The sequence below is a fragment of the Streptomyces sp. NPDC007162 genome (genome assembly GCF_040634175.1).
Classification (GTDB): domain Bacteria; phylum Actinomycetota; class Actinomycetes; order Streptomycetales; family Streptomycetaceae; genus Streptomyces.
Map to the genome: position 1 here is coordinate 1 of NZ_JBEYFC010000292.1, position 11,220 is coordinate 11,220.

The following is an 11,220-nucleotide window of genomic DNA, read 5'->3' on the forward strand; positions in this document are numbered from 1 at the left end:
TGTGCTTCCAGCAACCCACCACTGACCTCAGCCACGCTTCTTCGTTCCGTTACGGGTCTCGTCGCCTATTCGGCCTAGGCGTCGGCGCAGCTACCTGATGCATAAGCTCCGTCTGTGGTCGGCTCGCCCGGTGGCCGGATGGGCAGTGCGATCGCCGCTTAGGCAGCGCCCATCCAGTCATTTGCAGAGCCTGGCGAGGATCATTGGTCGGGTTGCCCGCCTTGGTGGTGTTGCGCGCTGAGTGGGCGCGGGCCGCGGAGCGGTGGCGGAGACAAGGAGCGGCGGCGGCCCGTGGCCGCCAGCGCGCGCGGCCCGCCGTAGGCGAGCCGCCTTGAACCCGTAAAGAAGGTTGTTACTCAGGATGCGGCTGGGATGTGCCAGAGCGGTGGCGCGTACTGCTCCGGTCGGCTGTTGATGAGCAATCGGCGCAGGTCATCGCGCTGTGAGCCGTCGAGGTTCAGGGCCTCGGTGAGGTGGCGGAACGTCGTGTGGGTGACTCCGCGGCCTCGGGCCTCCGCCTCGAACTGGCCGAGCTGGGTCAGCACGGTGTCGGGGTCGAGCTTCACCGGCTGCTGCTCCTTGAGCCACAGCGCCTTGTTGCGCTCGTAGTCGATTTCCGAGAAGCCGCAGATCTCGCGGCTGAACCCCTCTACCTCGTCCAGGGAAGCTGTCGCCAAGATGGCGCGGGCCAACTCGTTGCGGTTGAGCGCGTCGTCCAGGTCGACCTCGTGGACTGTCGGGCTCTCGTCGGTGAGGGGAATAGGAAGGCCGGCGTCCCGGACCTCACAGGTACCGCGTACTCCTCGGGCCGTCGCCGCGAGCATGCCGGTCGCTTCGGAGGGGTGCCACTCCAGGATCGAGCTGACCGGTTCCGCGTCCTTCGCCGTGAAGGTGTGGATTAGGGGACCCAGTACACCTCGCAGGTCGTCGTGCGACAGCTCGCCGTCCAGGCCGGGTCCTGCCACCAACAGTCGGACGGACGCGTTCACTTGGGCGCACGCTGCCAGGGTCAGGGAATCGGCGAGTGGGCTCTTCAGGGTCGGCTCGTCGCCTCGGGCCAGCACGTCACCGCCCACGTCCAGGAGGTCGATCGTGGTCGGCCGTAGGCGGGTAATGAGTTCTTCGACCTGGTGCGTGACGCCCTCGGCGCCCCGGCTCGGGTCGATCAACGCGAACGCGTGTGGGAGTTCTGTCGCGAGTCGGGGAAGCGTCGAACCAGCCGGCGCGATGGGGCGGGCCGCCGCCGGTACCTTCCAGACCGCTGGGGTGAGTGGTTCGAGACCGCTGAAATCGTCGGCTCCTCGGGGGCCCGGAATCGGGTCGATGAGCAAGCGATCCCATGCGTAAGTGAGGATCACCGCCTGGTCGTCGCCGTCGTACAGGGCCGCGTGAAGCATTGCGGCGGCGACGGCGTCACCCCCTCCTCCTGCTGCGACGATCAACCGCGTCATGGTCTACACACTACGGGGTCGGCCCTTGACCACTCACTCTATAGTGGCTAGAGGCTATAGCCACTGTACGTCTATAAGCAGGCTCCAGCTGGGTAGTGGGCTTCCCCACCACATGGCCAGGGCTCAATGAGCAAGGAGGGCACATGCCCCAGATCGAGGAGGCTCAGCCGAAGTATCTCCAGATCGCGCACTTCATCCGCGATCAGATCCTTCGAGGTGACCTGCGGCCCGGAGACGAGGTTCCCTCGGAGCGGCAACTGGCGGCTGACTGGAAGGTGTCCAGGCCGACGGCTGCCCGGTCGTTGGAGGCGCTGAGTCATCAAGGGCTCGTCGAGAAGCGGCAGGGATCCGGGACGTACGTACGAAGCCTGGAAGTGAACCGACGGGCACGGGAGTTGTACGGGCGGGCTCGGCAGACCGGGAAGATCTACACGGCCGGTGAGTACGCGGTGATCACCTCGGCCGGGTGGCTGGACGCACCGGACCATGTCGCTGAGGCCCTGGGGCTGCTGAAGGACCGCCGGGCCGTGCATCGCCGGCGGGTGACCAACAACCAGGACGGGCCGATCACGCTGTCGACTTCGTGGTTCGCCCCGGACGTGGGGCAGCGGGCGCCCAAGCTCCTGGAGCCGGAGCGGATCCAGGAAGGCACCCTGATGTACGTCGAGAACATGACGGGGCGGCAGGGGAGTTATGCGGAGGACCGCATGTGCGCCCGGCAGGCGACGGACGAGGAGGTGGCAGACCTCCGGCTTGAGCGTGGTTCTGCGGCGCTGATCGTGCATCACGTCGTCTTCGACCTCCAGGACCGGCCCTTGGAGTTCGCCGAAGCCACCTACCCGCCGAACCGTTGGGCCTTCGAACAGGGGTATCCACTGACCTGACTGAGCGCCACTTCGCAGAACCGCTTGCGCAGCGTGAGTGGCTAATGCCGCTATCCAGTAAGTGGCTAAGGCCACTTGAGTGGAAGGGGGCACGGCGTGACGAGTCAGCGGCCGGACCAGGGAGCGCATTTACCTTGCCGTAGTTGCCGGGGACGTGGCTGGAAGCGCGTTGGATCACGCACGTCCCTGGCACTCTCCTCTGCCGCCGACCGCACCCGTGCCACATCAAAGCGGCGCTGCCTCGACTGCGACGGCAGCGGCAAGGAGTGAGCGCGAATGGCGGCTTACACGATCGACCGCGACCCCTCTGAGGGCTCACCGCGGCTCGGGGCGATGACGTTGCATCCGGGCCCGGAGTCCGTTCCCCGGGCCCGTCGCTGGTTCCGGAAGTTCATCGCCCCGTACAACCCGGCCTGCTCGGTAGAGGACTGCGTGCTGATGGTCTCGGAACTGGTTACCAACGCGATCCGCTATGGGCAGGCTGATGATCCGTGGCTGGTGCGGGTCGAGTGGTTCCGGGACGGCACTTCGCTGCGGGTCGAGGTGCACAATCCCGGCTTCCCGGCGAACGTGCGGCTACGGCGGCCCGATGCCAACGACGCGCATGGGCGCGGGCTTCTGCTGGTCGATTCGATCGCCGACTCTTGGCACTCCGGGCCCAGCCGCTTCGGCGGGACGGTGGTCTCCTTCGTGGTCGCCGATGCCTGGCCTGCCTGAAAAATTGCCCCACCCTAACGCATCTATAGATGCGTGTAGCGCTAGTCTGGTTGACCAGTTGACTTGGCCAGTCTCGACGGGCGGCGGCATTCATGGCGTATGAAGTGGAACCACCGAAGTACGTACGCCTCGCCCAGACCATCCAGCAGCGCATCGAGGACGGCACGTATCCGCCCGGTGGCCGCGTGCCCAGTGAGAACCAACTGGTTCAGGCCTTCGGGATGTCCCGCCCGACCGTCGTCCGGGCGCTGGAGCTGTTGAAGCGTGACGGCTGGCTGGAGTCCCGGCAGGGGTACGGCACCATCGTGCGCGGGCGCCCGGCCGTCGTTGAGCACAAGGACCGCCGGGGAAGTGAAGCACTCGCGCGTGACGAAGCGCAGAGTCCGGGGCGGCTGGTAGAGGTTGGTCAGGTTCCTGCGCCGGCGCGCGTCGCCTCCGTTCTGGGGCTGCCGAAGCGCACCAAGGTTCTCGTACGCCGGTTCCTCGTCATGGAGGACGGCGAACCCGTGGAACTGGTCTCGTCGTACTTCCCTGCTGGCCTGGTCGAGGGCACCGAGTTGGAGAGTGCCGCCCCCTTGAGCGGTGGCACTCGGGCCCATCTCGAGTCGAGGAAGAAGGTGCGCTTCGACCATGTGACTGAGCGCGTCTCGGCTCGGGTGCCGGAGCGTGGTGAGGCTGAGCTGCTCGACCTTCCCGACGGCGTACCAGTTCTCAGCGTCCTGGTCGTCGCGCTGGATGCCTCCGGTCGGGCGCTGCAAGTCTCTGACGTGCTGCTTCCTGCCGATCGGCAGGAACTGGAAGACACCTACCGCCTGAACTGAGCCCTGTCTGGGCCCAGTTCCCCTCCAATCGAGCTTGACAAGTCAACTTGGCATCTCTAACTTCGGACTTGCTAAGTCAACCTGTCAGGTGGCGGGTGGACCGACTCAGAAGGAGAAATCTCTGTGCGTGTGATCCGAGTAGACGCCTCGACCGCGACGATCCTCCTCACCGAAGCGCCGGCGCCGAAGGTGCGTGACCGGCAGACCGGTGAGATCGCCAAGGACGCCGTGAGCGGTGAGGCGCTGATGACCGTCGGCGTCGTCTACATCGACGAGGGTGAGTCGTCGCTGATCCAGGTCACCATTCCCGAGAGCGGTGTCACGGACGGGCTCACCGTCGGTGCCCCGGTCTCGCTGCCTGGGCTCGTCGCCCGGCCCTGGCAGAGCGTGTTCAACGGGCGGGAGCGGCATGGCATCGCCTACCGCGCCACGGCCGTCATGCCGGGCGCGTTCCAGATGGCTCAGGCGGGCTGATCGACGTGACCGACCTGGTGACGTTGGCCGAGCTGGGCGGACCGCTCGCCGTGATAGGCGGCGCGGCCTACGCCCGGCACGCCCACCCGGCGGCGTACTGGTCCACGGTCGGGCTGCCGCTCTCGGTGGGCCGACTGCTGGCCTCGTACTCCTCGACCATGGACGCGTGCGGGCTGACCGTCGAGCCTTCCCGCTGGCGGGCTCTGGCCGTCCGCGCCACCACCCGACGGGAGGTCCGGCCGGTTCCCCCGCGTCGCGGAGTGATCCGGCCCAGCTCGACCGGCTTCCGGGTACGGCTGCGGCTCGCCCCCGGGCAGGAACCGGCGGACGTGGCCGCTTCGGCCGAACGGCTGCGGCATGCCTGGGGTGTTCACGCCGTGTACCTGCGGGACGTCAAGCCCGGTGTGGTCGAACTGCGGCTCGTCGGCTACGACGTCTTACGCAAGGTGCGGATGCCGCGCCGTGTCGACGGTGGGCTTCTGCGGGTGCCGGTGGCGCTGCGGGAGGACGCGACCGCGTTTGTCCGCGACTACCGCGCCGTACCGCATGAACTCGTTCTCGGCGCCACGCTGTCCGGCAAGTCCATGTACCTGCGACACCTCATCACCGGCCTCGCGGTTCAGCCCGTCGCCCTGGTCGGTATCGACTGCAAGCGCGGCGTCGAGCTGGCGCCGTTCGCCTCACGGCTCTCCGCGCTGGCGACCGATCCGGACGAAGCGGCCGAACTGCTGCCCGTCCTGGTCAAGGAAATGGAGGACCGATACGACCTGATCAAGGCACGGCAGGGCATCGCGCCCACCACTCCGGACGAGGAGATCACCTCGGACGTCTGGGGCCTGCCGGAGAACGAACGCCCCTCTCCCATCGTGCTGTTTGTGGACGAGGTGGCGGAACTCTTCCTGGTGGCCACGCGTAAGGACGAGGAGCGTCGGGACGAGATGGTCACCCACCTCATCCGGCTCGCCCAGCTCGGCCGCGCGGCCGGCATCTACCTCGAAGTCTGCGGACAGCGCTTCGGCGCCGAACTCGGCAAGGGCGCGACCATGCTCCGGGCCCAGCTGACCGGCCGCGTCTGCCACCGCGTCAACGACGAAGCCTCCGCCAAAATGGCCCTCGGCGACATCGCGCCCGAAGCGGTCTACGCGGCCTGCTCCATCGCCCCCGAACTGCCGGGCCTCGCCGCCGCCGGCGACACCTCGGGCGGCTGGTCCCGCATCCGCACCCCGTACCTGTCCCTCGCCGAGGCTGCCGCCGTCTGCCGTGAGTCGGCACACCTCGCCCCGGACGTAGCCGCGCTCGCTCCTTTCCGGCCGTACGTCCCGCCCGCGCCCGTAGCGGCCTCCGGGGCAGCGACCGCTCCCCGCCCCGTCACCGAGTAGCCCCACCCCGAAGCACCGGCTGGCGCGGCCGTCCCGCGCCATGTCCCTACCCCCGCCATGCCCGAATCGGAGAAGAACGCTCATGACCGCATCCATGGCCTTCTACGCGGACCGCAACACCACCGTCCGCCTCAGCCGGTACGGCACGACCCGTACCCCGATCCTCACCCTCGACGGTGAGAATCACTCCCTGGCCGTGTCGGCCTTCGGCCGGGTGCCCATCGTCGAACACCTGGCGTTCGCCCGTGAGCTGTCGGCCGCCTGCGCCGACTACGTCACGGCCCTGGAGGCCTACGCCGCCGCCCTGCCCGACGAGACGGACGGGGACGAGGGACCGTGACACGGCTGCCCGTCCGCCTGGACGCCGTACTCGTCCAAGCCCTGATCGCCGCCGCGCTCTCCTTTGCCCACCTTCATGATCTGGCCGCCGCTGCCGGACAGGACGGCTGGAAGGCGTGGGCCTATCCGGTCTCCGTCGACCTGCTCTTGGTGGCGGCCTGGCGGCGACTGCGCTCCGGCGGATCGAAAGCGGCCGGATGGTGCTGGTTCCTCGTCGCGCTGACCGCCTCGCTCGGCGCCAACGTCGCCACGGCAGGCCTGCTCGACCTGGGCGCCGTACCGGCCTGGCTGCGCATCCTCGTCGCCGGATGGCCCGCGGTCGCCTTCCTCGGCGGGACGCTCCTCGCCCACGGCGCGATCGAAGAACCCGAAGCGGTCTCGGTCCCGGTGTCCGAACCGCCCGCCGTCGAAGCGGGCTCCGCGACGTCGCCGCAGCCTGCCACCCCCGTCCCGCCCGCCCTGGTCGCCCATGCCCGCAAGGTCGCCGACGACCACCGCGCCCGTACCGGAACCCCTATCGACACCCCGACCCTCCGCGCCCGGCTCGGCGTACCGCTGCCGCTCGCCGAAGCCATCGCCACCCAACTCACCTGAACTCTGGAGCACTTCCGCACATGCGTCCCTCCACGCTCCGCGCCCTCAACCGGGCTGCCGAGCTGACCCGCCAGAACCGCCTCACCGAAGCAATGCTCATCGCCGAACCCGTGATCCTCACCGCCGACGAGTACGAGGGCGACGAGATCCGGCGATGGCTGCTCAACCACGTCGCCGACTTCACCGGCGAGAACCACGACGAACCGAAGGAGCTGCCCTGATGCCCGCAAACCCCCGCTTCCGTCGCGTCGTCCGCATCGGTCCCGTGCAGGTCGGCACGTACTACGACGGCCGCGGCCGCGAAAAGCACGCTGCCGTCTGCACGGCTCCACGCTGTGGCTTCTCCGCCGACTACGACAGCCGCACCGCTGCCGAACTGGCCGCCCGCACCCATCGCTGCCGCGTCCGCTGAGGAGAACGCCGTGACCGTCTCGTTTCCGCTCGTCTTCGTCCTGGGCGTCATCGCCTGGGCCGCGATCAAGTTCCTCGGCATCCGCATCTGGGTCGCCGTCGTGATCGCCCTGTTCGGCTTCTGGCTCTCCCACACCTTCCTCGCCCCCGCCATCGAAACCGGCACCCGCACCGGGGTCGGCGTCGTCAACGGCACCGACAAGTGACAAGGAGATCAGCCGTGTTGTTCCGCCCGCAGCTTCCCGAATCTCCGCGCCTGCCCACGACCACCATCACCACACAGCACCAGGTACAGGCACCAGTGCCGTCCGCCGGCCGCCCGCTCACCCCCTACGTGGGCGCGGTCGCCGCCGTGGTCGTCGTCGGCATCGTCCTCACCGCACTCCGGGCGGCCGTCGCCGTCACGGCCGTGTCCGTGGCCATCGCCGCCGTGGTCCTGCGCTCCCTCCTCAGCAACGCCAACAGGCGCTGACCGGCCGCCGGGGCGGCAACAAGCCGCCAAGCATCCCGCCGTCCCGGGGCCGTCCCTCCCAACCACCGAAACAGCCGAAAGGGACTCCCATCCTTACCTACTCGACCCCGCCCCCGCTGGCGGAGCTGAGCACCCTCGCAGCCCTCGGCACCATGCCCGCCCTCGCGCGACAGCTCGCGGGCCTCGGCGGCTGCGCCCACTCCGTCCGTCTGGACGGCCACCGCACCGAGTACGCCGTCAACCACACGACCGGCGAGATCGGCACAGTCCTTCACCGCCTCAACTCGGTCACCCTCCCCGCCGGTCACCTCCTGGTCCGCTGCAACAACCGACGAGCGACCCGCTGCGCTGCCTGCGCAGAGGTCTACCGCCGCGACACCTACCACCTGATCACCGCTGGGCTGCGCGGCGGCAAGGGCACCTCCGAACACGTCGCCTCTCATCCCCGAGTCTTCGCCACCTTCACCGCCCCGGGCTTCGGCCCGGTCCACAACCGCCGCACCGATGGCCGCGCCTGCCGCTGCGGCACCCACCACGACCAGGGGGACGACGCCCTTGGCGCTCCGCTCGACCCGGACACCTACGACTACGAAGCGGCCGTTCTCTGGAACGCCCACGCGGGTGCCCTCTGGCGGCGCTTCTCGATCTACCTCCGCCGGGAGGTCGCCAAGCGCGCGGGCCTGCCACAGCGCCGCCTACGCGACCACGCCCGCGTCTCCTTCGCCAAGGTCGCCGAGTACCAAAAGCGCGGCGCCGTCCACTTCCACGCGGTCATCCGCCTCGACGGCCCGACAGGCGGCGACACCCCACCCCCGCCCTGGGCCACTGCCAAACTGCTCACCGACGCCATCGACGCCGCTGCCTCCAAGGTCCGCGTCGACGGGCCGGCCCTCGACGGCCGCGCCCACACCTTCACCTTCGGCCGTCAGCTTGACGTCCGCCCGATCCGCTCCGCCGACTTCGACGGCGGCCAGGAACTCACCGAACGCGCCGTCGCCGCCTACATCGCCAAGTACGCCACCAAAGGCGCCGAGACGGCCACGGGAGCTCTCGACCGGCCGCTGAAGTTCGCCGCCGAACTCGCCCAGCTCGACATCAGCGAGCACGCCCGGCGCCTCATCCGAACCGCCTGGACCCTCGGCGCCCGCAAGGACCTCGAACACCTCCGCCTGCGCGCCTGGGCCCACATGCTCGGCTTCCGCGGCCACTTCTCCACCAAGTCCCGCCGCTACTCCACCACCCTCGGCGCCCTACGCAACGCCCGCGCCGACTGGCGCCAAGCACAAGCCGCTGCCTCACAGCCCGAGCGTGAACCCGAGACGACACACGTCCTCGCCCACTGGGTCTTCGCCGGCACCGGCCTCAGCGCGGCCGAGACCTGGCTCGCCGCATCCCTCGAACCAGCGCCCGGAACGGAAGGAGAACCCACCCGTGCCTGACGACGAGCTGCTGACGGTCCCAGAGGTCATGCGACGGCTGAGGCTGGGCCGCTCCACGGTCTACGACCTGATCCGTTCCCGCCGACTGCGTTCCCTCACGATCGGCCGTGCCCGCCGTATCCCGGCCTCTGCCCTCGACACATACATCCGCCATCACCTGGAAGAAGCCGCCTGATGCCCGTACCGCGCAAGAGGACTCGCGCCAACGGCGAGGGGACCGTCTACCAGCGCAAGGACGGCCGTTGGGAAGCCGCCGGATACGTCCTCGCGCCTGGCAACACCCACAAGCGCATCCGCGTCTACGCCGCCACCCGCAAAGAGGCCCTGGCAAAGCTGACCGAAAAGGTCGCGGCCAGCAATCGCGGCGTCCCTGTCGTCACCGCCCAAGACAGCGTGGCCGCCTATCTCACCTACTGGCTGAACAACGTCGCTGTCCACCACCTCCGCGAGACCACCCACACCCATTACACGGCCGTCGTTGAGCACTACCTGATCCCCGGCCTCGGCCGGAAGAAGCTCGCCAAGCTCACCGCCAAAGACGTCCGCACCTGGCTCAACGGACTACGGACCGTCTGCCAGTGCTGCGCACGCGGCATCGACGCCCGCCGCAAGCCCGACGCCCAGACCGGCCGCCGCCCACGCTGCTGCGCGCTCGGCCAGTGCTGCCGCAAGCGCCTCTCCCCGCTCACGCTCGCCTACATCCACTCCGTACTCAAATCCGCCCTGGAACACGCCGTCCGCGAAGAGGAGATCCCCCGAAACGTCGCCCGCAACGTCCGCACCGGCACACCCCGCCCCCGCCGCTTCAACCCCCTCACCACCGACGAAGCCCGACGCTTCCTCGCCGCCGCCCAGAACCACCGGCACGCCACACTCTTCGAACTCGCCCTACGCACCGGCCTGCGCAGGGGCGAACTCCTCGGCCTTCGCTGGGAAGACCTCGACCTCGACGCCGGCACCGCCACCATCCGCCGCACCCTCCAACGCACCAACAGCCGCGGCCTGGCAACCCTCCCCACCAAGACCATCAGCTCCGAACGCCGTATCGCCCTCCCCGCCTCCTGCGTCACCTCACTCCGCGCTCACCGTGAGCATCAGGCACAGGAGAAGGAGGAGACGGGATCCGACTGGCATGACACCGGCCACGTCTTCACACGACCCGACGGACACCTGATCGAACCCACCACCCTCACCAAGCAGTTCAACGCACTACTCCGCGACGCCCACCTACGGCCGATCCGGTTCCACGACCTCCGCCACTCAACCGCGACCCTCCTCCTGGAACAGGGCGTCGAACTCGTCGTCATCAAGGAACTTCTCGGCCACGCCCACATCGGCGTCACCGCCACGGTCTACGCCCACGTCCGCCTCCGACTCCAGAGGCAAGCCATCGACCTCCTCGGACACGCCCTCGGCAACCTCACCGAGCCCGACGACGGTGACGATCCACCGCTTCGTGCAGCATCCGTCCGCTGACGTTGCCGTCAACTACTGCCGTCAGGCCTCCTGAAACGCCGCAGAGGTCCCACCGGAAACAAATCCCAGTGGGACCTCTGCGCATCCCCCATCCGATTCCAAATGAAGGAAATTGGAAGGCTGACACAACCGAATCAGACGGATATATCAGCGTCACTATCATCGGCCGATGGTCGAACTCCCAGACACGCGATCACCTTTTCGAAAGCAGGTGTCAAGAATAGCTGGAAATAGTATCCGCCAAGAGGGCGACTATCCACGTATCCGATAGCAAGCTCCAACTCCTGGCAAGCCTCTAGGTCGGCTACGGCTTCAGCGAGTCCGATCGACGGCTGTCCAGTTCGAGCAATATTTCGCATTCGACGCGAATAGATAGACGTAAGCTGTCGAGTCGATGTTGACTCGTCCCAGACTTTGAATACAGCGCCGCTAACCAAAGCAGACCTACACAACCGGAAGACCTCTCTGTCGTCTGCCAGCAGATCGACCAGTCGCATCCGCTCCACGGTACTTACCTCCAGGTCGCGCCCCTGCTGGAGCCAGGGCGCTTGGCCCCGACCCCAGCAGGAAGACTCCACGTGCTGGACCTACCCACCCGGGCGGGTCCACGGCCCTCTTCCTATGCTGATCTCAGCACCCTCTATTGTGCCAAGCAGTGCGTGCTCCATCTCCTCATAGGTCTCAAGATCCGTATCGTGGATTTGGAGAGGCGCGCGGTCTCGTGGAGCAGGCGGGCGAGCGGGGCAAGTACGCGCTCGGCTTC

At 68.2% G+C, this 11,220-nt stretch carries 15 protein-coding genes; 14 read left to right on the forward strand and 1 reads right to left on the reverse strand.

All coding sequences use genetic code 11. The features are described from left to right. Positions 1 to 356: 356 nt before the first annotated feature. The gene (locus ABZ646_RS28685) at positions 357 to 1,451 is read right to left on the reverse strand and encodes a DUF1152 domain-containing protein (RefSeq protein WP_360524852.1); all 1,095 of its coding nucleotides are present in this window, start codon (positions 1,449 to 1,451) and stop codon (positions 357 to 359) included. A gap of 143 nt (positions 1,452 to 1,594) precedes the next feature. Here ABZ646_RS28685 and ABZ646_RS28690 point away from each other — a divergent pair, with 143 nt between their 5' ends. From ABZ646_RS28690 to ABZ646_RS28755, 14 genes are all read left to right on the forward strand, one after another. Then, positions 1,595 to 2,335: a GntR family transcriptional regulator gene (locus ABZ646_RS28690; protein ID WP_360524855.1), complete on the forward strand. Its 741-nt coding sequence runs from the start codon at positions 1,595 to 1,597 to the stop codon at positions 2,333 to 2,335. Positions 2,336 to 2,611: 276 nt separating this feature from the next. Further along, positions 2,612 to 3,052: an ATP-binding protein gene (locus ABZ646_RS28695; RefSeq protein WP_360524858.1), complete on the forward strand. Its 441-nt coding sequence runs from the start codon at positions 2,612 to 2,614 to the stop codon at positions 3,050 to 3,052. A gap of 92 nt (positions 3,053 to 3,144) precedes the next feature. After that, positions 3,145 to 3,873, forward strand: coding sequence for a GntR family transcriptional regulator (locus ABZ646_RS28700; protein WP_360524861.1), 729 nt, complete (start codon positions 3,145 to 3,147; stop codon positions 3,871 to 3,873). A 123-nt stretch (positions 3,874 to 3,996) separates the two neighbouring features. Further along, positions 3,997 to 4,347 (forward strand): hypothetical protein, encoded by a 351-nt coding sequence (locus ABZ646_RS28705; RefSeq protein WP_360524864.1) that lies wholly within the window; start codon positions 3,997 to 3,999, stop codon positions 4,345 to 4,347. A 5-nt stretch (positions 4,348 to 4,352) separates the two neighbouring features. Continuing rightward, positions 4,353 to 5,726: an FtsK/SpoIIIE domain-containing protein gene (locus ABZ646_RS28710; RefSeq protein ID WP_360524867.1), complete on the forward strand. Its 1,374-nt coding sequence runs from the start codon at positions 4,353 to 4,355 to the stop codon at positions 5,724 to 5,726. Positions 5,727 to 5,808: 82 nt separating this feature from the next. Further along, a complete protein-coding gene (locus tag ABZ646_RS28715) occupies positions 5,809 to 6,066 on the forward strand; it encodes a hypothetical protein (protein WP_360524870.1) in 258 nt (85 codons plus the stop codon). Then, positions 6,063 to 6,659, forward strand: a complete 597-nt coding sequence (locus ABZ646_RS28720; protein WP_360524873.1) for a DUF2637 domain-containing protein — start codon at positions 6,063 to 6,065, stop codon at positions 6,657 to 6,659. The genes ABZ646_RS28715 and ABZ646_RS28720 overlap by 4 nt, the downstream gene beginning before the upstream one ends. A 20-nt stretch (positions 6,660 to 6,679) precedes the next feature. After that, positions 6,680 to 6,880, forward strand: a complete 201-nt coding sequence (locus tag ABZ646_RS28725) for a hypothetical protein (RefSeq protein WP_360246298.1) — start codon at positions 6,680 to 6,682, stop codon at positions 6,878 to 6,880. Further along, positions 6,880 to 7,071, forward strand: a complete 192-nt coding sequence (locus ABZ646_RS28730) for a mobile element transfer protein (protein WP_360246300.1) — start codon at positions 6,880 to 6,882, stop codon at positions 7,069 to 7,071. Before ABZ646_RS28725 ends, ABZ646_RS28730 begins: the two co-directional genes overlap by 1 nt. Positions 7,072 to 7,081: 10 nt before the next feature. Continuing rightward, the gene (locus tag ABZ646_RS28735; protein WP_360524876.1) at positions 7,082 to 7,276 is read left to right on the forward strand and encodes a hypothetical protein; all 195 of its coding nucleotides are present in this window, start codon (positions 7,082 to 7,084) and stop codon (positions 7,274 to 7,276) included. Positions 7,277 to 7,293: 17 nt separating this feature from the next. After that, positions 7,294 to 7,542, forward strand: coding sequence for a SpdD protein (locus ABZ646_RS28740; protein ID WP_360524888.1), 249 nt, complete (start codon positions 7,294 to 7,296; stop codon positions 7,540 to 7,542). 152 nt (positions 7,543 to 7,694) lie between these two features. Further along, on the forward strand, positions 7,695 to 8,981 hold the full coding sequence (locus ABZ646_RS28745) for a replication initiator (RefSeq protein ID WP_360524879.1): 1,287 nt from the start codon (positions 7,695 to 7,697) through the stop codon (positions 8,979 to 8,981). Continuing rightward, positions 8,974 to 9,156 (forward strand): helix-turn-helix domain-containing protein, encoded by a 183-nt coding sequence (locus ABZ646_RS28750; protein ID WP_360524882.1) that lies wholly within the window; start codon positions 8,974 to 8,976, stop codon positions 9,154 to 9,156. Before ABZ646_RS28745 ends, ABZ646_RS28750 begins: the two co-directional genes overlap by 8 nt. After that, the gene (locus tag ABZ646_RS28755) at positions 9,156 to 10,457 is read left to right on the forward strand and encodes a tyrosine-type recombinase/integrase (protein WP_360524885.1); all 1,302 of its coding nucleotides are present in this window, start codon (positions 9,156 to 9,158) and stop codon (positions 10,455 to 10,457) included. The genes ABZ646_RS28750 and ABZ646_RS28755 overlap by 1 nt, the downstream gene beginning before the upstream one ends. Positions 10,458 to 11,220 lie beyond the last annotated feature (763 nt).

Excerpts from the sequence above, each read along its gene's own strand:
- ABZ646_RS28685 (WP_360524852.1), bottom strand. The coding sequence starts at position 1,451 with ATGACGCGGTTGATCGTCGCAGCAGGAGGAGGGGGTGACGCCGTCGCC.
- ABZ646_RS28690 (WP_360524855.1), top strand. The coding sequence starts at position 1,595 with ATGCCCCAGATCGAGGAGGCTCAGCCGAAGTATCTCCAGATCGCGCAC.
- ABZ646_RS28695 (WP_360524858.1), top strand. The coding sequence starts at position 2,612 with ATGGCGGCTTACACGATCGACCGCGACCCCTCTGAGGGCTCACCGCGG.
- ABZ646_RS28700 (WP_360524861.1), top strand. The coding sequence starts at position 3,145 with ATGGCGTATGAAGTGGAACCACCGAAGTACGTACGCCTCGCCCAGACC.
- ABZ646_RS28715 (WP_360524870.1), top strand. The coding sequence starts at position 5,809 with ATGACCGCATCCATGGCCTTCTACGCGGACCGCAACACCACCGTCCGC.
- ABZ646_RS28725 (WP_360246298.1), top strand. The coding sequence starts at position 6,680 with ATGCGTCCCTCCACGCTCCGCGCCCTCAACCGGGCTGCCGAGCTGACC.
- ABZ646_RS28730 (WP_360246300.1), top strand. The coding sequence starts at position 6,880 with ATGCCCGCAAACCCCCGCTTCCGTCGCGTCGTCCGCATCGGTCCCGTG.
- ABZ646_RS28745 (WP_360524879.1), top strand. The coding sequence starts at position 7,695 with ATGCCCGCCCTCGCGCGACAGCTCGCGGGCCTCGGCGGCTGCGCCCAC.
- ABZ646_RS28755 (WP_360524885.1), top strand. The coding sequence starts at position 9,156 with ATGCCCGTACCGCGCAAGAGGACTCGCGCCAACGGCGAGGGGACCGTC.